Raw genomic sequence first — 22006 nt, 5'->3', positions numbered from 1 at the left:
GGGCGGGATTATAGCTTAAAGATGGCGGGAATGACCCAGTGCATATTGCTCCACCTGGACGAATGCGTGGCGCCCGGCTTATCCGCGACCGACCCGCCAGTAAATGCTGAGATTGCCATCGACCGTCTGACGATAAACCGTATAAGGCAAGCAAACCGTGTCCAGGACACCTGACAAGGTTAAATCCAGGAGCACGAACGGTACCAGGAAGCCAGTGGGGTCAGGCGGAGCATTCAATACGCAAAAATCGTAGGCGAGGCCGCTGTAAACCCGGGGAATGGACTGACAGTAGGTTTTTTGTTTTCTGAGACCGCGAGCCGCGTCTTCATCGTCCTGGAATACCGTCATAGCGGTCCCGCAGCCGGTTAGCGCAAGTGAAACAGCACCGAACATAACAGCCATTTTTATCGTCAAAGCTTGCCCTCCGTGAACGTCAGGCAAACTAGCATCGTGGCTATTCAGGGCACAGTTCATGGGGGCTGTAGATCATGTAGGACGATTCATAAAAACTTGTCCCCTAATCTTCAGTGGCAGGTCGGACCTCATCGTCCGAATACCAACCGAAGCAAGCTTGCTCCGGATGGTATTACGACGATGGCAATTCAGGCAGCGCCAGAGATATCTTTGGGCAGACGCTGATCGATGACCTTATAAAGCGCACTGCTCTCTGGCCAATTGCGCATGAACCGCGCCCGATCCCGCGCATAGGCCGGGGCAAAGCTGCCCGCCGAGCCATGCTGGCACATCGAATCCAGATCGATCAGCGCCCAGCGATCCTCTTGCCAGAACAGGTTATGGCCCTTGAAGTCACCATGGCTGATGCGCTCGCCAATCAACTCGGCGAACAAATGATCCAGCGCCAGCAGTTCCGCTTCAGGGGCGTTGCCGCTGTCGACGAAAGGCGCGAAGCGCTCGATGATGTCCGGTCCCGGCAGATACTCGGTCACCAGATACGCCCGACTGCGCAGCCAGAGAAATCGCTTCTCCAGCAACGCCAACGGTTTGGGGGTCGCAATGCCAAGGAAGGCAAGACGATTGCCTTCACGCCACGAGTGCCACGCTCGGCTCGGACGCCAGAAGCGTTTGAGCCAGTGGGCAAAGCCTTTGATGTTGTAGCGCTTGATCACCAGCGTCCGACCATCAACCTCGACTTTTCCTACGCTCGCCGCGCCGCCGGTCTTGTACAAATGACCCTCATCGAGCAACGCGTCGGCCTGCTCCAGCACCGGCAGCATCGCGGTTTCTTCTTCGCGACGGATCGCCCGCAAGCCAAACGCACCACGCTGGACGCTGAACAGCGTGCATTCGCGACCGACTTTGATCAGGAAGTCCTTCAAACGCCAGGTACGAACCTTATCGATCTGCTTCTGCAAGGCTTCCATCGGCAAGGCGTGCTCGCCGTTGCTCAACAGGTAATACACCAGCAGTTCTTCGGTGAACGGTTCCAGCGACTTGGGCAACTGCGCAAAAAATACACCGAGGTTTTCCAGCACCTTTTGCCGTGACAACGGCTGGCCCGGCGTCTCGGCACAGACACCGCCACCATCGATCAGGTACAACCGACCGCGCTGACGCAACAGGTTGTCCAGATGCAGGTCTTCCTGCCAGAGCCCCTTGCGGTGCATTTGGCCGATAGCGCCCAACGCCTCGGCCAGTACGGCCCCTTGCATATCCGCCAGCACCGGCAAGTGTTCGACTTGTTTCCAGGTATCCCCCAGGCTTTCGGCGCCTTCGAGGAAGTCGAACAACAGCCAGCCGCCCTCGCCTTCTTTCAAACCGTCCACCAGCAATTGCGGCGTGGTCAGCCCTTGATCGGCAAGCAAGCGCACACCGTCCAGTTCACGCTGAAAATGTCGCGCCGCTTTGTTGCCGACCAACAATTTGGCCAGCACTGGACGGCCGCGCCAGACACCGGCGCCGACATATCGCTGCCCCGGCAAGACCCGCAACAGGCTCAGCAATTGCAACTCAGCGGTCCCTGCGGCGTCGGCCAGTGAAATGTTCAGTGGCAGGCCCGGGCTGCGGCCGGCCGTTTTCAGTTCGGACAAACGCATCAGCGCGTCTCCTTGCGACTGCGCCGCGCGGTCAAGCGAGCAACCCAGTTGTCCACCAACGAGCTGTCTTGCGCCTGACCCACGTAAGCCGCCAACATCTCGCGCAATTGGCTGGCGGTCCACTCCGGCGCACGGCGCAGCAAAGGCTCCAGGTCCTTGACCCGGTCACGCTGACCGAACAGCAGCGGCCGGGTTTTTTCCAGGTCGATCAACTGCGCCTGATAACCGTCGCCAGTTGCCCGCATGAAAATGTGTTTAGGGTAGAAGCAACCATGCACCTGCCGCACGCCGTGCAGCCGTCGCGCCAGTTCACCACAGGCTTTCAGGATGGCCGAATGTTGCACATCGCTCAGGTCTGCCCAGCGCTGCAACAGCGAGTCGAGGTCATCCCAGCCGTCCAGCGCACGCGTCAACAACACCGCACGGACTTCGCCATTAACCTTGCGCTCACCAAAAAAAACCGCCTGTAGCGCCGGAATACCGAGCGCTTGATAACGGCTGATATTGCGAAACTCACGGGCAAAGCTCGGCTCGCCAAAGGGCGCGTGGAAGGTACGCGTCAGGTAGTTGCTCTGACGCTTGAGATAGAAACCACGACCTTCCAGATCCAGCCGAAACACACTGCTCCAGCCACCGCCGACAGTGTTGGGTTCATCCACCGCTTCAAGCTGCTTGGCCCACAGCGCATCGAACGTGGCGAGACCATGGCGCTCAAGCAGCGCACGGTCTTCAGCGGCCAGAAAATCAGTCATTCGCGTCCCTCGAAAAATCTCACTACGTGCCGGATCCGTTTCTTGTCGGCGGCATTGAGTCGGTCCCGCTGGCGGTACTGCAGATAAAAGCGCAAGCGCTGGGTGGCCGACAGGTGGTATTTGGCCACCTTGTCCAGGCAAGCCAGGTCTTTGGTGATCCGGTACTGGAGCCAGAAGCCGCGCCAGAAATGGCCGTTGGGGCAATCGATCAGGAACAATCGGGCTTGATCGTCGATCAGCAAATTGCGCCACTTCAAATCGTTATGAGCAAAGCGATTGTCGTGCATTACCCGGGTGTAATCCGCCAATTGCCGACTGACCGTATCGACCCAGGCACGGTCCGACAACTTGGGATCGTGCCGGTCAGCCAGTGCCGACAAGTCTTCAGTATTAGGCAGTTCACGCGTGATCATCGCTCCGCGGTCGTACGCTGCGCCGCGCCGCTCCAGGCCCCAGGCCACGACTTCGGCGGTGGGAATGCCCCACTTGGCGAAGCGTTTGAGGTTCTGCCACTCGGTCTTCACCCGGGGTTTGCCCAGATAACGGCGCAGGCCTTTGCCGGCACCGTTGTAGCGTTTGACGTAATAGTTGACGCCGTTGCGATTGACGCGGATGACCTCGGACAACAGGTCGCGGGTCAGCCGCTCACCCTGCAGCGCGAACACCGCTTCAAGGCTGCCAAAATCTTCTGCCAGCTCACTGTAAGCAGGTTCCAGTTTCCAACCCGCCATCAGAGCGCATCCCCATATCGCTGTTTACGGTCATAAAGTTTGTTGGCTTTGCCTTCCAGCCAGGCGAGCAGCGACGCTTCTTCGGCCAGAATCTGGCGCAGCGGCTGTTGAAAGTAGCCTTTGAGGAAACGCAGCTTGTCACGCCGGGTCAGGCCGATGTCCAGGGCCGAAAAGTACAGCGCCGCCAGATCTTTGTTACGCCAGCGCCGAGTGATTGCCGAACGGGTCTGGGCACGATGCAGGTCAATCACCGAGAGTTTGAAATCGTCGGCGGTCACCGGTTTATCGGTGTGCAGCAGAAAATGGCAGATGTAGCAGTCGCGGTGGTTGACCCCGGCGCGATGCATCATGCCGGTCATGCGCGCCACTTCGGCGATCAGCGCACGCTTGAGCCTGGGCTCGGGCGGATTCTTGATCCAGTCGATGCTGAAGTCTTCGAGGCTGACGGTCGGCGCCAGCTCTTCGGTGACGATGAACGAGTGCTGGTCTGCCGGGTTGCTGCCCTTCTCGCCGTAGGCGACGGCAGTCATGGTTGGCACGCCGACTTCTTGCAGGCGCGCAATGGCTTTCCATTCCTGACCCGCGCCGAGGACCGGCAGCTTGGCCGTCAGCAGGTTTTTGAAGATCTCGCCCCAGCCAATGCCGCGATGGATCTTCACGAAAAAACCATTGCCGTTCACTTCAGTGCGCAAGGTCCGGCGCGCTTCCAGTTCACGGTAAACCTCGCCCTCGAGGCCTTCGACTTCGGTGAACGCATCGCGTCCGGCCCAAAGGCTCTTGAACGGTTCAGCCAGCATCAACTTCATTTAGCGCGCTCCGCCAGAATCACATCGGCCGCGTGCTGCGGCATGCTGTAGAGGTCGGCCGTCTCGGCAAAGGCCAGACCGTTGCGGCTCCAGGCCGCCCGTGCTTGAGCGTCATTCAACATACCGGTCAGGTATCGGGTCAGTTGTGCCTGCTCGAAGGGTTCGTCGAGCACCAGGCCGGCGTCGGCCTCGGCGATGTAATGGGCATAACCACACACCGCACTCACCAATACCGGCAGCCCGGCCACCAGGGCTTCGAGCAACACGGTCCCGGTGTTTTCGTTGTACGCCGGGTGGATCAACAGGTCGGCACCGAGCAGGAAACGCGGGATATCGCTACGGCCCTTGAGGAACGTCACGTTATCGCCAAGGCCCAATGTGGCGCTCTGCATCTGGAATAATTTGGGGTCATCCTGGCCAATTACAAACAGACGGGTGCGTTTCTTCAGATCAGCGGGCAACGCGGCCAGTGCCTTGAGGCTGCGATCCACGCCTTTGGTCTTGAACCCGGAGCCGATTTGCACCAGCAGCAACTCATCGTCTTTGAGGTTGAATTCGGCACGGAACCCGGCGCGAATCTCAGCGGCATTGGCCGGTGCACGACGGTCTTGGGAAATGCCCGGTGGCAGCAGATGGAAACGCTCCAGCGGCGTGTCGTAATGCTTGATGAACAGCGGCTGCTGCACTTCGGAAATCATCAGCACTTCGGTCTTGGCGTCTTTGGCGAACACCGCGCGCTCGTACTCGGCGAAGTGCCGGTAGCGGCCCCAACGGCGGTACAGCGAGTTGCGCAGATTCTGCGCCTTGTCTTCAAAGCAGCCATCGGCAGCGTAGTAAACGTCCAGGCCCGGCATTTTGTTGAAGCCGATCAGCCGATCCACGGGACGTTTGGCCAGGTCGGCCTCCATCCACTCGCTGAGCTTCTCGTTGCGCCGATGATTGAACAGCGCTTTGACCGGTGCCACCAGCACTTCGAAACCCGGCGGAACGTCGCCCTCCCAGATCAACGTGTAGACACGAATCTGATGGCCGCGCTGCTGACATTCCAGGGCGATGCGCATGAAATCGCGCTGCAAGCCCCCGAACGGAAAATACTTGTACAAGACGAATGCCAATTGCATCAGCGCAGCTCCTCAGCCAGTAACAACGTGCTCAGTCGGGTCGCGACACGCTCGGGATTCAGACGCGTGAAGCACAGGGGCCACTCGCGTTTCAGGTCAAACTGACGGGCATCCTGGGCCGTCGGTTGATACGTACATTTCTTTTGCAGGCACGGGGCGCACGGGAAGTCGCTGGCGATGTGAATCTGCGCTTTGCCATAGGCACCGGTCAGGCCCGGGTTGGTCGGGCCGAACAGCGACAAGGTCGGCACATCCAGCGCGGCGGCCAGATGACCCAGGCCGGTGTCCACGGCGACACACGCCTGTGCACCGGCCAGGACCTTGCCGACGCCCGCCAGATTCAGCTTGGGCAGCACTTCGACATGACGGAACCCGGCGGCGATGCGCTCGGCCCGGGCTTTCTCCACCGGATTGCCCCACGGCAGCTTCACGCCGACGCCGAGATAACCCACGCGCTCGGCCAGCTCACGCCAGTAGGCTTCCGGCCAGTGTTTGGTGTCCCATGTGGTGCCGTGCAGGAACAGCACATACGGATTCTTGCGCGGCAGTTCCACCAGGCGCTCGACGTTCAGGCCGTAATCACCCAAACCCTTGGGCAAGTCGTAACCCAATGCCAGCGCGAACAATTGACGCACCCGCTCTACCGCGTGTTGCCCACGGCCCACCGCCAGGCGACGGGAGTAAAAGCGCGCGGCCATCGGCTCGCGTGCCGAATCCTTGTCCAGCCCGGCGACCGGCGCCTTGACGTAGCGCGTCAACCAGGCACTTTTCAGCAAGCCCTGGGCGTCGATCACCAGATCATATTTTGTGGCTCGAACGCTTTGTTTGAAGCGCTTCCACTCGCCACTCTTGATGGTTTGCCAGATGTTCTTGCGCCAGCGACGGATCGCCACCGGGATCACCTTGCCCACGGCCGGGTGCCAGGTCGGGATCTCGGCAAAGCCTTCTTCCACCACCCAGTCAAACTTGATGCCGGGGATTGCCCGGGCCGCATCGGTCAACGCTGGCAGCGCGTGAATCACGTCGCCCAGCGAAGACGTCTTGATCAACAGAACCCGCAAACTATTTGACCTCGACCACAGTGCCCTGCAACCGCTGCAAGGCTTCGTTAACCGCTTGCGGCATGAGCTGGCGCAGGCAGTTGTAATGACCGAACCGGCACGTGCGATCGAAGCAGGGGCTGCACTCGATACCCAGGCGAACCACTTCGACATGCTCGGCCAACGGCGGGGTAAAACCTGGCGACGTCGAGCCGTAGATCGCCACCAATGGGCGGTTCAGCGCGGCGGCGACGTGCATCAGGCCGGAGTCGTTGGACACCACGGCATCGGCGCAAGACATCAAGTCGATGGCTTCGGCCAGCGAAGTGCCGCCGCTGAGGTTGACCGACTCTTCACGCAGGCCGGGAATCAGGCGCGCCCGGATGTCTTCGCCCACGGCGTGATCGTTTTTCGAACCGAACAACCAGACTTGCCAGCCTTCGCGAATCTTCGCTTCGGCGACCTTGGCGTAATGCTCGGACGGCCAGCGCTTGGCTTCACCGAACTCCGCACCGGGGCACAGGACCAACACCGGGCGGTCGAGGGCCAGGCCGAACTTGGCCAGCGTCGCTTCGCGGGTGACCGGGTCGATCTGCAAGGTCGGGCGTGGATAGGGTTTCGGCAGTTCGACACCGGGTTCATGGGCCAGGGCCATGAAGCGCTCGATCATCAGCGGATAACGTTCTTTATCCAGCGTGCGCACGTCATTGAGCAGGCCGTAGCGGAATTCGCCACGCCAGCCGGTGCGCTTCGGGATGCCGGCGAAGAACGGCACCAGCGCCGACTTCAGCGAATTTGGCAGCAAAATCGCCTGGTCGTACTGACCGGCCAGGGATTTGCCGATACGCCGGCGGGTCGCCAGCTCCAAAGCGCCGTGGCCGAGCGGAAAGCTCAAGGCCTGGCGTACTTCGGGCATGCGTTCCAGGATCGGCCGGCTCCACTCGGGGGCCAGTACGTCGATTTCGCATTGCGGGTGGCGTTGCTTGAGACACTGAAACAGTGTCTGCGCCATCACCATGTCACCGACCCAACTGGGCCCAACGATCAGAATTTTCATGTGGTTTCCAAAAACGAACCGGGGAGGCATACGCCTCCCCGCCTCGAGAATTCTACAAAACACTGCAGATCTTTTGTGGCAGTGAGCTCACTCACCACCACATTGGGTATTGGATGTTTCAATATCCCGCTTCAGCTTAGCCCCAGCTCACGCCAGATTCGCAACACCTGTCGCCGTTCATCCGCGAACTGATCGCCCGGTATGACCCCGGCGTCCTTCTGCAAGGCCTGCCGGTGAGCGGCGGAGCGATAGGCTTTATAGGCCTCGCGCAACAAGCTGGCGTCTTCGGCGGGCATCAGCCCTTCGTTTGCCAGCTCTTCCAGAATGCGGAAATTATCAGACCAGCGCAGCAATGACGGGCACGTCTGGGACCACGCCAAGGCCGCGTATTGCACCATAAATTCAATATCGACGATACCTCCGGCGTCCTGCTTGAGATCGAATGGCGCCGTGGCTTCGAAGGCATTCGCCCCGGTCCCGGCCGCCGTACTCTTGGTGCCGAGGTTATCGCGCATCTTCGCGCGCATCTCACTGACCTCCTGACGCAGGGTCGCCAGGTCTCGCGGCTTGCCCAGCACCGCCGCGCGAACCCGCTCGAATTCCCGACCGACATCCGCGCTGCCCACCAGCACTCGCGCCCGAACCAGCGCCTGATGCTCCCAGGTCCAGGCCTCGCCGTGTTGATAACGGGCAAATGCACCGAGCGAACTCACCAGCAACCCCGCTGCACCCGAAGGTCGCAAGCGCATGTCCACTTCATACAGCTGACCGGAGTTGGTCTGTGCCGTCAGCAAGTGAATGATCCGTTGCCCCAGGCGGGTGAAAAACTGCGCACCATCGATTGGTTTTGGTCCGTCGGTTTCTGCCAGTGGATCGCCATCGTGGATAAACACCAGATCCAGGTCCGAAATATGCCCGAGTTCCAGCCCGCCGACTTTCCCATAACCGACAATGATGAAGTCGGGATCGCACAACCTGCCGTCAGCACGCAACGGCGTGCCGTACTTGGCCACGGTCTGGTGCCAAGCCAGGGCCAACACTTGTTCAAGAATAGCTTCGGCGAGCCAGGTCAAGTAATCGCTGACTTTCATCAACGGCAGGCTGCCGGCGATTTCCGAGGCGGCGACGCGCAAGCGGTGCGCCAGTTTGAAATGGCGCAGGGCTTCCATCTGCTGTTCGAGGTCGTCCTCGGGAATCCGCATCAGGCGCTCGCGCAATTCGGCGGCCAGCTCCGGCGCCAGTGGTGGCTTGAACAGCCGGCCTTCGTTGAGCAATTCGTCGAGCAGCAGCGGGAAGCGCGTGATTTGCTCGGCGATCCACGGGCTAGCGGCGCACAAGGTCAGCAAGCGTCGCAGTGCGCCGGGGTTTTCGGTCAGCAACACCAGATAGGCGGAACGACGGGCCACGGCTTCAACCAGCGGCAGCACGCGCTCCAGCACCAGGTCGGGGTTGGCATGCTCGACGGCCTGAGCCAGCAAGCGTGGAATAAAGGCATCAAGGCGTTCACGCCCCAAACGCTGCATCGCACGAAGTTGCGGACTGCCGCGCAGTCCCGCCAAGGCTTTCAGGGCCTTGGTGGCGTCCTTGAAACCACCCTCCTCCAACTGCCGGCAAGCCGCCTCTTCGTCCTGGGCTTCTTCCCACAACGGCAGCCATTCACCGCCAACCACTACTTCGCTTTCGCCGCCTTGCTCTTCATCAGGATCGGCAATCACCTGAGCGAAATGCCAGGCCACGCGCCCCCGCCAATACATCAGTTGCTCATGGAACGCGTCCCAGTCGGCGAAGCCCATCATAAAGGCAATGCGCGCCTGGTCCTGCGTGCTATCCGGCAGCATCTGGGTCTGGCGGTCGGCAATCGCCTGAATCGCGTGTTCGGTGTAACGCAGGAATTCGTAGCCTTCGCGCAACTCGCTGATCACCGCCGGCGGCAGGTAACCCTGACCTTCCAGTGTGCTCAGTACTTTTAATAGAGGGCGTTGTTGCAGGCTCAGGTCGCGGCCGCCGTGAATCAGCTGGAACGCCTGGGCGATAAACTCGACTTCACGAATGCCGCCAGAGCCGAGCTTGATGTTGTCGGCCATGCCTTTGCGCCGGACTTCCTGCTGGATCAGCTGCTTCATGGTGCGCAGCGCTTCGATGGCCGAGAAGTCCAGGTAACGCCGGTAAACGAAGGGGCGCAGCATGTCCTGCAATTGCGCACCAGTCACTTGATCACCCGCCACCACGCGCGACTTGATCATCGCGTAGCGCTCCCAGTCACGCCCCTGATCCTGGTAATACTGCTCCAGCGCATTGAAGCTCAAGACCAAGGCACCTGCCGAACCGTAAGGGCGCAGGCGCATGTCGACGCGGAACACGAATCCGTCGACCGTCATCGGGTCCAGCGCCTTGATCAGGCGTTGGCCCAGACGAATGAAGAATTCCTGGTTATCCAGTGAGCGCTTCACACCGACGGTTTCGCCACCCTCGGGGTAGGCGAAGATCAGGTCGATGTCCGACGACAGGTTCAACTCCACCGCGCCGAGTTTGCCCATGCCGAGGATGACCATTTGTTGCGGCTCGCCACTGCGGCGGCCGGTCGGCACACCAAACTGCTCGCAATGACGCGAATACAACCACTGATAGGCCTGATCGATACTCGCATCGGCCATGTCCGAGAGGTCGCGGCAGGTCTGGACCAGGTCGGCCTGGCGGGTCAGGTCGCGCCAGATGATCCGCACTTGCTGGCGGGTGCGCTGACGGCGCAGGGCGCGGCCGAGTTCGTCCTCGGTTTGCGCCGCATTCACCGCTGCCGCAATCTGCCCGCACAACTCGCCGGGGGCAAAACCGCGATCCAATTCGCCGGACTCAACCAGCCCCAGCAACATCAAAGGGTCACGCACACTCTGTTCAATCACAAAGTCGCTGGCGGCCACGACGCGGGCGAATTGCGCCCAGCGTTCAGGTGTCCAGGTGGAGAGCCGATGATCGTCCTCAAGGGCCGCAACGGCGGTGCGCAGCGACTGTTCGGCGCGGGTGACAAGCGGCAGGAGAATGCCGGGCAGTTCGGCAAGCGTGGGAAGGCTCATGGTCTATCCTTGATCGGCGTAGAACGGGTTGCATGTAGTGAATTTTCATATTGCACTACGTGGAGGACTGTCGAACAAAAGTTAGAAATAGCTGAAAATTCTTTATTTTTGGCAGTGAACATCAAGCTTTCACCTTTTGTGGTTGGTAAAAGACCAACCTTAACGATTATTCTCACAACGCAGCCGGAGGCCACAAGCCATTCATCTGTAGTTTTACTACTCGTATATACATTCGAAAGGCTGAAATGCCCGAAGATTTGTAGTAAAACTACACGCCGCCGGAACAACCTCTCGGCAATCCAAGAATTTATATCGTCTGCCCACAAGGCCAGTCGCAAACTCAGGCAACCGATTCTGGAAGCCTTTCCGCCCTGGAGCAAGCCATGCAAGACCTCGATCCCGTCGAAACCCAGGAATGGCTGGACGCCCTGGAATCGGTTCTCGACAAAGAAGGCGAAGACCGCGCTCACTATCTGATGACCCGTATGGGCGAACTGGCGACCCGCAGTGGCTCGCAGCTGCCTTACGCCATCACCACGCCGTACCGCAACACCATTCCCGTAACCCACGAAGCACGCATGCCTGGCGACCTGTTCATGGAACGCCGCATTCGCTCGTTGGTACGCTGGAACGCGATGGCCATGGTGATGCGTACGAACCTGAAAGATTCTGACCTGGGCGGTCACATCTCCAGCTTCGCCTCCAGCGCCACCCTGTACGACATCGGCTTCAACTATTTCTTCCAGGCCCCGACCGACGAACACGGCGGCGACCTGATCTACTTCCAGGGCCACACCTCGCCAGGCGTTTACGCCCGTGCATTCATGGAAGGCCGCATCACCGAAGACCAGATGAACAACTTCCGCCAGGAAGTCGACGGTCAGGGCCTCTCGTCCTACCCGCACCCTTGGCTGATGCCTGATTTCTGGCAGTTCCCGACCGTATCCATGGGCCTGGGCCCGATCCAGGCGATCTACCAGGCACGTTTCATGAAGTACCTGGAAGCCCGTGGCTTCATCCCTGAAGGCAAGCAGAAAGTCTGGTGCTTCCTGGGCGACGGCGAGTGTGACGAGCCGGAATCCCTGGGCGCCATCTCGCTGGCTGGCCGCGAGAAGCTCGACAACCTGATCTTCGTCATCAACTGCAACCTGCAGCGCCTCGACGGCCCGGTTCGCGGGAATGGCAAGATCATCCAGGAACTCGAAGGCGTGTTCCGCGGTGCTCAGTGGAACGTGACCAAAGTCATCTGGGGCCGTTTCTGGGACCCACTGCTGGCCAAGGACGTCGACGGTATCCTGCAACGTCGCATGGACGAAGTCATCGACGGCGAGTACCAGAACTACAAAGCCAAAGACGGCGCGTTCGTGCGTGAACACTTCTTCAACTCGCCAGAACTCAAGGCGATGGTTGCTGATCTGTCCGACGACGAGATCTGGAAACTCAACCGAGGCGGCCACGACCCGTACAAGGTCTACGCGGCGTACCACGAAGCGGTCAACCACAAAGAACAGCCAACCGTCATCCTGGCCAAGACCATCAAAGGTTATGGCACCGGTGCCGGCGAAGCGAAGAACACCGCGCACAACACCAAGAAGGTTGATGTTGAAAGCCTGAAGCTGTTCCGCGATCGTTTCGACATCCCGGTCAAGGACGAAGAGCTGGAAAACCTGCCGTTCTTCAAGCCAGAGCCAAACAGCGCCGAAGCCCGCTACCTGAGCGAGCGCCGCACTGCACTGGGCGGTTTCGTACCACAGCGCCGCGCGAAGAGCATCAGCGTGCCAACGCCGCCACTCGATACCCTCAAGGCAATCCTTGATGGCTCGGGCGACCGCGAGATTTCCACCACCATGGCTTTCGTGCGGATCCTCGCGCAACTGGTCAAGGACAAGGAAATCGGCTCGCGCATCGTTCCGATCATCCCGGACGAAGCCCGTACCTTCGGTATGGAAGGCATGTTCCGTCAGTTGGGCATCTACTCCTCCGTCGGCCAGCTCTACGAGCCAGTCGATAAAGACCAGGTGATGTTCTACAAGGAAGACAAGAAGGGCCAGATCCTCGAAGAAGGCATCAACGAAGCAGGCGCCATGAGCTCCTTCATCGCTGCCGGTACTTCGTACTCCAGCCACAACCAGCCAATGCTGCCGTTCTACATCTTCTACTCGATGTTCGGCTTCCAGCGTATCGGCGACCTCGCCTGGGCCGCTGGCGACAGCCGTACCCGTGGCTTCCTGATCGGCGGCACCGCCGGCCGGACCACGCTCAACGGCGAAGGCCTGCAACACGAAGACGGTCACAGCCACATCCTGGCTGCCACCATCCCGAACTGCCGCACCTATGATCCGACCTACGGCTACGAGCTGGCGGTGATCATTCAGGACGGCATGAAGAAGATGACCGAAGAGCAACAGGACGTCTTCTACTACATCACCGTGATGAACGAGTCCTACCAGCAGCCAGCCATGCCGGCCGGTGCCGAAGAAGGCATCAAGAAAGGCATGTACCTGCTTGAAGAAGACACCCGCGAAGCGGCGCACCACGTTCAGCTGATGGGCTCCGGCACCATCCTGCGTGAAGTGCGTGAAGCGGCGAAGATTCTGCGTGAAGAGTTCAACGTCGGCGCTGACGTATGGAGCGTTACCAGCTTCAACGAACTGCGTCGCGACGGCCTGGCCGTAGAGCGCACCAACCGTCTGCACCCGGGCCAGAAGCCTAAACTGAGCTACGTCGAAGAATGCCTGAACGGCCGTAAAGGTCCGGTGATCGCTTCTACCGACTACATGAAGTTGTTCGCTGAGCAAATTCGTCAGTGGGTCCCGTCCAAGGAATTCAAAGTCCTGGGCACCGACGGTTTCGGCCGCAGCGACAGCCGCAAGAAACTGCGTCATTTCTTCGAAGTCGACCGTCATTTCGTGGTGTTGGCAGCCCTGGAAGCACTGGCTGACCGTGGTGACATCGAACCTAAGGTTGTGGCTGAAGCCATTACCAAGTTCGGTATCAACCCGGAAAAACGCAACCCACTGGACTGCTGAGGAGAGATTCTGTGAGCGAACTCATTCGCGTACCTGACATCGGCAGCGGTGAAGGTGAAGTAATTGAACTGTTTGTGAAGGTCGGCGACCGTATCGAAGCCGACCAGAGCATCCTGACACTTGAGTCGGACAAGGCGAGCATGGAAGTGCCTGCGCCGAAGGCCGGTATCATCAAGAGCCTGAAAGTGAAGCTGGGCGATCGCCTGAAAGAAGGCGACGAACTGCTCGAGCTGGAAGTTGAAGGTGCCGCTGCTGCGGCCCCTGCGGCTACCGCTGCCGCTGCGCCTGCTGCAAAAGCTGAAGCGAAACCGGCGGCAGCTCCAGCCGCTGCGCCGGCTGCCGCTTCGATTCAGAAAGTGCACGTGCCGGATATCGGTTCGGCGGGCAAGGCCCAGATCATCGAGATCCAGGTCAAGGTCGGCGACACCGTCGCAGCTGATCAATCGCTGATCACCCTGGAGTCCGACAAGGCGAGCATGGAAATCCCGTCGCCTGCCGCTGGCGTGGTCAAGGCCATCAGCGTCAAGCTCAACGACGAAGTCGGCACTGGCGACCTGATCCTGGATCTGGAAGTGGCGGGTGCCGCGGCACCGGCTGCTGCTCCAGCCCAGGCTGCCGCTCCAACTGCTGCCGCTGCGCCTGCTCCTGCAGCAGCCCCGGCTGCACCGGTTGCCGACAGCATTCAGGACATCCACGTTCCGGACATCGGTTCGTCGGGCAAGGCCAAGATCATCGAAGTCCTGGTCAAGGCCGGCGACACCGTTGCAGCCGACCAGTCGCTGATCACCCTGGAATCCGACAAGGCGAGCATGGAAATCCCGTCGCCTGCCGCTGGCGTGGTGGAAAGCGTTTCCATCAAGCTCGATGACGAAGTCGGCACCGGCGACCTGATCCTCACGCTCAAAGTCAAAGGCGCTGCGCCTGCCGCTGCCCCGGCTCCGGCCGCTGCTGCACCGAGCGCTCCAGCTCCTGCCGCCGCACCGGCTGCTGCTCCGGTAGCTGCTGCACCTGCCGCTGCACCGGCCAAGCCAGGCGCCAAGGTTCACGCCGGCCCGGCTGTACGCCAACTGGCCCGCGAGTTCGGCGTCGAGCTGAACGCCGTCGGCGCCAGTGGCCCGCACGGTCGCATCCTGAAAGAAGACGTGCAGGTTTACGTCAAAGCCATGATGCAGAAGGCCAAGGAAGCACCGGCCGCTGCGGCTGGCGCAACCGGCGGCGCGGGCATCCCGCCGATTCCGGTCGTGGACTTCAGCCGCTTCGGTGAAACCGAAGAAGTGCCGATGACTCGCCTGATGCAAATCGGCGCGACGAGCCTGCACCGCAGCTGGTTGAACATTCCGCACGTGACTCAGTTCGATTCGGCTGATATCACCGACCTGGAAGCGTTCCGCAACGCTCAGAAAGCCGTTGCAGAGAAGGCTGGCGTCAAGCTGACCATCCTGCCGCTGCTGCTCAAGTCGTGCGCGCACCTGCTCAAGGAACTGCCGGACTTCAACAGTTCGCTGGCACCAAGCGGCAAAGCGATCATCCGCAAGAAGTACGTGAACATCGGCTTCGCGGTCGACACCCCTGAAGGCCTGCTGGTACCGGTCATCAAGAACGTCGATCAGAAGAGCCTGTTGCAACTGGCAGCCGAAGCCGCTGCGCTGGCCGCCAAAGCCCGCGACAAGAAGCTCACCGCTGACGACATGCAAGGCGCCTGTTTCACCATTTCCAGCCTTGGCCACATTGGCGGCACCGGCTTCACGCCGATCGTCAACGCGCCGGAAGTGGCGATCCTTGGTGTTTCCAAGGCAACCATCCAGCCAGTCTGGGACGGCAAAGCCTTCCAGCCGAAACTGATGCTACCGTTGTCGTTGTCCTACGATCACCGTGTGATCAACGGCGCCGCTGCTGCACGCTTCACCAAGCGTCTGAGCGACCTGCTGGCGGACATCCGCACCATCCTGCTGTAACACCGAACGGCCCTCTCTCACCGGAGGGCCGTTCGCGTTCCACGTTTTCCGAGCGCCACGCTCGTACCTCAACCCCGCCAATTTGGCGGGGCTTTTTTTGCCTGGCAGAAAGTTTCTTCCTACATTCGTTGCTGACGTCGGCCACAACGCCAGTCCACTTTCGCTCGATATTTTTTTTTGCGTACTAACTAGTCTTAGTTCGACAGTATTTTCTTTTAAATACTGCACCCCCTTTTACTTAGTTAGCGTCACTTCGAATGGATTCGAATATGTTTAAACCGACTGTCGGCCCTATTATTGGCCACACAACTACAAACCACGCGCGCATTTTTCTTCGCGGCAAACTTCAAGACACTTCATTGGTATTTGCAGGTGTTCGTTATCGACGCCTGGGTGAAGAGCACTGGTCCCGAGGCGAATTTGTAAAACTGACGATCGTGCGCGACATGAGCGATGTGATTGCACTCAATGAATTGGCCAGCGACACCGAGTACGAATATCAGGCCGGCTGGTTCAGCCCGATGAGCCCGGTGCATACCGTGGAGACGGTCCAGGAGCTGCCATTGCAATGGCCTCGGGATATTTATCGCTTTCGTACGCAGTCCAGCAAAACCACCACGCCACGGGGGTATATCGTTGGCTCATGCCGCTACCTTCGAATGACCGCAGGGATACCGTCGGCCCCGCACCTGGGCGACGGGATTTTCGCTTCGATCGCACACCTTGCGCAGCGGGCGGAGCCGCCCATCAGCGCCACGTTGATGACAGGCGATCAAATCTACGTCGATGACTTGAACGTTATTGCTCCCGACCGCGAGTACAAGGAAATACTCAGCAAGTACCGAATTGCTTTTTCTCAACCCAACATCAGCAAGTTAATGTCCGGCACTCCAACTTACATGATCCTCGACGACCATGAAATAGAAGACAACTGGCCTGCCAACAAAAGCAAGACGGACGATTACTTATACAAAAACGCCATCGCCGCGTATGAGTTATATCAAGCCAGCCATAGCCCTGCGCATGAATTACTTGCCGACGGACAGATAAGCAGAAAGCTCGAACAGTATTGGTATCAGTTCGCCAACGGCGATATTGAATGGTTTGTCACCGACAGCCGCACTCGACGCAATTTGTCGGCCGATGATCGCCGTATCCTTGATGAAGAACAGGAACAGGCGCTGTGCAAATGGCTGATCCACAGCCCGGCCCGGGTCAAATTTGTGGTAACCAGCGTGATGTTCTACCCCGACCGCAAAACCTTGGGCGATGACGCCTGGAAAGCCTTCCCGGAACAACGCCTGCGATTGCTGGAAACGATTCGTACGCACCGCATCAAGAACGTGATCTTCGTCTCGGGCGATGTCCACGGCTCTTTGACGAGTCGTCTGACCCACAGCGAAGACCCGGACTTCGAGGTGCACACCATCGTCTCCTCGCCCCTGTACAACAGCAAACTGCTGCCGTATGCCAAGGCTTCCACGTTCATCCTGGATCAGGCGTTGGCGAAAACGGCTGCGGGGGACTACCGTCATGAACTGACCAGCCAGGTGGTCAGCCAGGACAATTTTGCCCATCTGGTCGTTGATAGAGAGCACATTCAGGTTAATTACCACGACCGGGACGGCAAACCATTACAAACGATCAATATCCCTCTGGCCTAGTAAAGAAGGCCAAATGCATAAGTTTTAAGCGCGCGCTGGAGAAAACTTCACGCCTGCCGACATATTCTTATAGCACTTGGCCTTCATGTCTCTTGTCAGTCAGTGCCGCAATGATGCAACCTTGCCGCAGACAACAGTTAAGAGGGCGAGAGCCCGGCGCGATCAGCATATTCGAAGCGAGTTTCCCTCAATGAAAAGCCAACCCGATGCCGCCAGCCGAATGGTGGCCGAGGTAGTGACGCAGTTGCCTGTGCCCTCGCGGCTCGGCATGCTGCGTTTCGAACGGCTGAATGAACCTAGCTGGGCGCTGCTGTTTCTCGATCCTAATTGCGAACGTCATTTCGGCCTGCCGGCCGTTGACCTGTGTGCGCTGGTTGACTCCCCCTACGCCAGCCTGATGGAGCCCGAAGCGCGCTATCAGCTGCATGACGCGGTCCAGCAACAACTCACCGACAGTCCGAATTACCAGATCCGCTACACCCTGCACACCGCCTCTGGCGCCTTGAACCTGCTGGAGCTGGGCGAAGCCTATAAACAGCACAATCGGCACTTGTTGCGCGGCTATCTGCTGGTGATCGACGACCTGTTCGAAAGCAATCAGTTGTTACCCGACCTGGAATCCCAAAACTCGCGCCTGCAAATCGCCCTGGAACTCAATCAGCTCGCCCAGCAGGTACAACTGCAGCATCTGGAGAGGGTGCGCGCCCAGCAGGACCTGATCCTGTTGCTGACTCGCCAGCGCTACAGCAGCAACAATTCACTGCAAGAAGCCGCCGAACTGATCACCCGCAGCGCCTGCGACATCTACGAAATTGACTGTGCCAGCCTGTGGAACCTTGAAGGTTCGCTGCTGGTGCCGATTTCGGCGTATCACCGCAAAAACGGGGAATACCAGCTGCCGGAACCGATCGACGTCAGCGGCTTCCCCGATTACCTCGAAGCCTTGCACAGCAGCCGCGCCATTGACGCCCATAACGCCATGCGTGACCCGCGCACCCGGGAAATGGCCGAGAGACTGCGCCCGCGCGATGTGAACGCGATGCTCGACGCCAGTATCCGCGTCGACGGCCAAGTGGTCGGCGTGCTGTGCCTGGAACAGATCGGTGCGACCCGCGCGTGGGAGTCGGACGAAATCGCTTTTGCCGGCGAGCTGGCGGATCAGTTCGCCCAAGTCATCAACAACCACAACCGCCGCACCGCCACCAGCGCCCTGCACTTGTTCCAGCGTGCGGTCGAGCAAAGCGCCAACGCCTTTTTGCTGGTCAATTGCGACGGCGTGGTGGAATACGTCAACCCCAGCTTCACCGCGATCACCCAGTACACCACCGAAGAAGTCCACGGCCAGCGGCTGTCGGAACTGCCGGCACTGGAGAACCTCAGTGAATTGCTGTTCGACGCACCCTCGGCACTGGCCAAGAGCAACAGCTGGCAAGGCGAATTCAAGAGCCGACGAAAGAACCTCGAACCGTACTGGGGGCAGTTATCAATCTCCAAGGTGTACGGCGATAACCGCGAGTTGACGCATTACATCGGCATTTACGAAGACATCACCCAGACCAAACTCGCCCAGCAGCGCATCGAGCGCCTGGCCTACACCGACAACCTGACCAATCTCGGCAACCGCCCCGCCTTCATCCGCAACCTCGATGAACGCTTCGCCCGCGACACCGATACGCCCATCTGCCTGTTGCTGGTGGACATCGACAACTTCAAGCGGATCAACGACAGCCTCGGTCACCAGACCGGCGACAAACTGTTGATCAGCCTGGCCCGACGCCTGCGCAACAGCCTGAGCCCGAGTGGCAGCCTGGCGCGCTTCGCCAGTAACGAATTCGCTGTGTTGCTGGACAACACCGATATGCGCACCGGCCTGCAGGTCGCCAATCAATTGCTGATGACCCTCGACAAGCCGATGTTCGTCGACAACCAGTTGATCAGCGTCACCGGCTCCGTGGGCCTGGCCTGCGCGCCGCTGCATGGTCGTGACCCGCAAACCCTGATGCGCAACGCCGGCCTGGCGCTGCACAAGGCCAAGGCCAACGGCAAGCATCAGGTCCAGGTGTTCACCGAAGCGCTGAATGCCGAGGCCAGCTACAAGCTGTTCGTCGAGAACAACCTGCGCCGCGCCCTCACCCAGAACGAGCTGGACGTGTTCTATCAGCCCAAGCTGTGCTTGCGCAGTGGCCGCCTGCTGGGGATGGAAGCGTTGTTGCGCTGGAACCACCCCGACAAAGGCATGATCCGCCCGGACCAGTTCATCAGCGTCGCCGAAGAAACCGGGCTGATCATCCCGATCGGCAAATGGATCGCCCGCCAGGCCTGCCGCATGAGCAAGGCGCTGAGCGCCGCCGGCCTGGGCAATCTTCAAGTGGCGATCAACCTGTCACCCAAACAGTTCTCCGACCCGGACCTGGTGTCGTCCATCGCGACCATCCTCAAGGAAGAAGCGCTGCCAGCCCACCTGCTGGAACTGGAACTCACCGAAGGCCTGCTGCTGGAAGCCACCGAAGACACGCACTTGCAGCTCGATCAACTCAAGCGCCTGGGCCTGACCCTGGCCATGGATGACTTCGGCACCGGATACTCGTCGCTCAGCTACCTGAAAAAATTCCCGATCGACATCATCAAGATCGATCGCAGCTTCATCCACGAAATCCCGGACAACCAGGACGACATGGAAATCACCTCCGCGGTGATCGCCATGGCCCACAACCTGAAACTCAAGGTCGTGGCCGAAGGTATCGAGACGGCCGAGCAGTTGGCCTTCTTGCGCCGTCACCGCTGCGACGTCGGCCAGGGCTACCTGTTCGACCGACCAATCCCCGGCGCCGAGCTGATCGAAAAGCTCAAGCGCTACCCGCGTGGCCCGTTCGCCTGACATCGGCGTAACACTCGGGCAAACTGCGTGTCTGACCAATTACACTCAACCTGACTGAGGGGACTGATCATGGTCTTGCGCTCGGAAATTCTGGTGAACAAAAACGTGCTTCCAACAAAAGAACAAGCTCTGCCTGGCCGCGAAACCGCGATGAACCTGCCTGAAAAGCATTTTGTCTTTACCGAAACACCACTGCTGGGCCCGTTCTTCGAGGACGTCGACTTCGCGATCTTCGGCCTCGGCTGCTTCTGGGGCGCGGAACGTCGCTTCTGGCAGCGCGAAGGCGTGGTCAGCACCGTGGTGGGTTACGCCGGCGGCTACACGCCGAACCCAACGTATGAAGAAGTCTGCTCAGGCCTGACGGGCCACAGCGAAGTGGTACTGGTGGTGTACGACAAGGCGAAAGTCAGCTACGAAGCGCTGTTGAAAATGTTCTGGGAACTGCACAACCCGACCCAAGGCATGCGTCAGGGCAACGACATCGGCACTCAGTACCGCTCGGTGATCTATGCCACCACCCAGGAGCAATTGGACGCGGCACTCAACAGCAAGGCAGTGTTCCAGACCGAACTGACCAAGGCCGGCAAAGGCGAGATCACCACCGAAATCGACCAGGCCCCGACGGTCTACTTCGCCGAGGCGTATCACCAGCAGTACCTGGCCAAGAACCCTGAAGGATATTGCGGGATTGGCGGCACGGGAGTGACCTGCCCGATCTGATTTCAGATTGATCGTTCCCACGCTCTGCGCGGGAACGATCAATCAACTCTCAGCAATCAACCAATCCATCTGCCACCCACCCTGGGTCTGCCCCAACTTCTTGGACAACCACGGCAGCAGCTCACGCAATTCCTCTTCCAGCCCCCACGGCGGATTGGCAATCGCCAACCCGGACCCGTTCAGACTGTTCGGCGTATCCAGCGGATGCACCAGCAACTCCACACGCAACAACTTCGGCGCGCCCGAGCCCGCCAGATCCTGATAGAAGCGGCGCAACAGGCGCTGGTCCTTCACCGGGTACCAGATCGCCGCCACGGTTTGACGCATCCGGCCAACCGCCTCTTTCAGCGACGCCGCACAGCGCTGCATCTCATCAAGCTGTTCAAACGGCGGATCAATCAACATCACCGCCCGCTTCTCCTGCACCGGCAACATCGCGCGCGGCACATGCCAGCCTTCGCCCAGATGCACCTTCACCCGACGGTCACCAGCCATGTTGTCCTTGAGCAGCAAACCGTCTTCCGGATGCTTCTCGTTGAGCATTACCCGATCCTGCGGCCGCGTCAGACGCCGCGCCAGCTCAGGGGAACCCGGGTAATAGCGCAACTGGCCATCCGGGTTCATGTCATGCAGCACCTTCATATAATCGGCGGTCAATGCTGGCAGATCCGGCTGATCCCACAGACGCGCAATACCTTCCAGATACTCACCGGTACGGTTGGCCTGATCGCCCTGAAGGTCATACAGGCCAATGCCGGCGTGAGTGTCGAGATAGGCAAACGGCTGCTCCTTGCGCGACATCAGGGCGATGAGGCGGGTCAAAGTCAGGTGTTTGAACACATCGGCGTGATTGCCGGCATGGAAGGCGTGACGATAATTCATGATTGCTCCTGCGAAGGCCGGGAAGTTTACCTTGTACCGAGGCGAACGTCAGGGCTTCGCAGCCGAGCGGGCGATTGCGGAGACTGCTGCGACAGCCCCTGCAACGCTCTTTGTAGCAGCTGGCGAAGCCTGCGTCCGGCTGCGCAGCAGTCGTAAATCCAGCTTGCAAGGAGAGCCTGAAACACCGCGAAACCTGATTTTACGACTGCTGCGCAGCCGGACGCAGGCTTCGCCAGCTGCTACAAA

Annotated in this window: 15 protein-coding genes; 5 read left to right on the top strand and 10 right to left on the bottom strand. The window is 59.7% G+C overall.

Annotation, left to right across the window (positions count from 1 at the left end; all coding sequences use genetic code 11):
* Positions 1-78: 78 nt before the first annotated feature.
* The 9 genes from BMS17_RS28415 to glnE all read right to left on the bottom strand — a co-directional run bounded on the left by BMS17_RS28415 (position 79) and on the right by glnE (position 10632).
* Positions 79-414 carry a YceK/YidQ family lipoprotein gene (locus BMS17_RS28415; RefSeq protein WP_080943016.1) on the bottom strand — a complete coding sequence of 112 codons (336 nt, stop codon included), beginning with the start codon at positions 412-414 and terminating at the stop codon, positions 79-81.
* A gap of 188 nt (positions 415-602) precedes the next feature.
* Complete coding sequence (locus BMS17_RS28410; protein WP_077432354.1) at positions 603-2054, bottom strand: lipopolysaccharide kinase InaA family protein; 1452 nt, start codon at positions 2052-2054, stop codon at positions 603-605.
* Positions 2054-2806 carry a lipopolysaccharide kinase InaA family protein gene (locus tag BMS17_RS28405; protein WP_077432352.1) on the bottom strand — a complete coding sequence of 251 codons (753 nt, stop codon included), beginning with the start codon at positions 2804-2806 and terminating at the stop codon, positions 2054-2056. Before BMS17_RS28405 ends, BMS17_RS28410 begins: the two co-directional genes overlap by 1 nt.
* Entirely contained in the window at positions 2803-3537 is a 735-nt protein-coding gene (locus BMS17_RS28400) for a lipopolysaccharide kinase InaA family protein (RefSeq protein ID WP_077432351.1), read from the bottom strand. The genes BMS17_RS28405 and BMS17_RS28400 overlap by 4 nt, the downstream gene beginning before the upstream one ends.
* Positions 3537-4343, bottom strand: a complete 807-nt coding sequence (rfaP, locus tag BMS17_RS28395) for a lipopolysaccharide core heptose(I) kinase RfaP (RefSeq protein ID WP_046028330.1) — start codon at positions 4341-4343, stop codon at positions 3537-3539. The genes BMS17_RS28400 and rfaP overlap by 1 nt, the downstream gene beginning before the upstream one ends.
* Positions 4340-5464 carry a glycosyltransferase family 4 protein gene (locus BMS17_RS28390; protein ID WP_046028328.1) on the bottom strand — a complete coding sequence of 375 codons (1125 nt, stop codon included), beginning with the start codon at positions 5462-5464 and terminating at the stop codon, positions 4340-4342. Before BMS17_RS28390 ends, rfaP begins: the two co-directional genes overlap by 4 nt.
* On the bottom strand, positions 5464-6525 hold the full coding sequence (waaC, locus tag BMS17_RS28385; protein ID WP_077432349.1) for a lipopolysaccharide heptosyltransferase I: 1062 nt from the start codon (positions 6523-6525) through the stop codon (positions 5464-5466). The genes BMS17_RS28390 and waaC overlap by 1 nt, the downstream gene beginning before the upstream one ends.
* A gap of 1 nt (position 6526) precedes the next feature.
* Entirely contained in the window at positions 6527-7561 is a 1035-nt protein-coding gene (waaF, locus tag BMS17_RS28380; RefSeq protein WP_046028324.1) for a lipopolysaccharide heptosyltransferase II, read from the bottom strand.
* A 131-nt stretch (positions 7562-7692) separates the two neighbouring features.
* Positions 7693-10632, bottom strand: coding sequence for a bifunctional [glutamate--ammonia ligase]-adenylyl-L-tyrosine phosphorylase/[glutamate--ammonia-ligase] adenylyltransferase (gene glnE, locus BMS17_RS28375; protein WP_077432348.1), 2940 nt, complete (start codon positions 10630-10632; stop codon positions 7693-7695).
* Between the two features lie 383 nt (positions 10633-11015).
* Here glnE and aceE point away from each other — a divergent pair, with 383 nt between their 5' ends.
* From aceE to msrA, 5 genes are all read left to right on the top strand, one after another.
* Complete coding sequence (gene aceE / locus BMS17_RS28365; protein WP_046028319.1) at positions 11016-13661, top strand: pyruvate dehydrogenase (acetyl-transferring), homodimeric type; 2646 nt, start codon at positions 11016-11018, stop codon at positions 13659-13661.
* A gap of 11 nt (positions 13662-13672) precedes the next feature.
* Entirely contained in the window at positions 13673-15616 is a 1944-nt protein-coding gene (gene aceF, locus BMS17_RS28360; protein ID WP_077432345.1) for a dihydrolipoyllysine-residue acetyltransferase, read from the top strand.
* A gap of 269 nt (positions 15617-15885) precedes the next feature.
* A complete protein-coding gene (locus tag BMS17_RS28355; RefSeq protein WP_077432344.1) occupies positions 15886-17280 on the top strand; it encodes an alkaline phosphatase D family protein in 1395 nt (464 codons plus the stop codon).
* A gap of 190 nt (positions 17281-17470) precedes the next feature.
* Entirely contained in the window at positions 17471-20158 is a 2688-nt protein-coding gene (locus BMS17_RS28350) for a bifunctional diguanylate cyclase/phosphodiesterase (protein ID WP_046028315.1), read from the top strand.
* Between the two features lie 69 nt (positions 20159-20227).
* The gene (gene msrA / locus BMS17_RS28345) at positions 20228-20878 is read left to right on the top strand and encodes a peptide-methionine (S)-S-oxide reductase MsrA (protein ID WP_046028313.1); all 651 of its coding nucleotides are present in this window, start codon (positions 20228-20230) and stop codon (positions 20876-20878) included.
* A 42-nt stretch (positions 20879-20920) separates the two neighbouring features.
* Here the strand turns inward: msrA and BMS17_RS28340 are convergent, their stop codons facing one another.
* Complete coding sequence (locus BMS17_RS28340) at positions 20921-21760, bottom strand: 23S rRNA (adenine(2030)-N(6))-methyltransferase RlmJ (RefSeq protein ID WP_077432342.1); 840 nt, start codon at positions 21758-21760, stop codon at positions 20921-20923.
* Between the last annotated feature and the right edge of the window lie 246 nt (positions 21761-22006).

This window comes from Pseudomonas sp. C9, assembly GCF_002000165.1.
GTDB lineage: Bacteria > Pseudomonadota > Gammaproteobacteria > Pseudomonadales > Pseudomonadaceae > Aquipseudomonas.
This window is presented reverse-complemented; position numbering and strand designations above follow the sequence as displayed.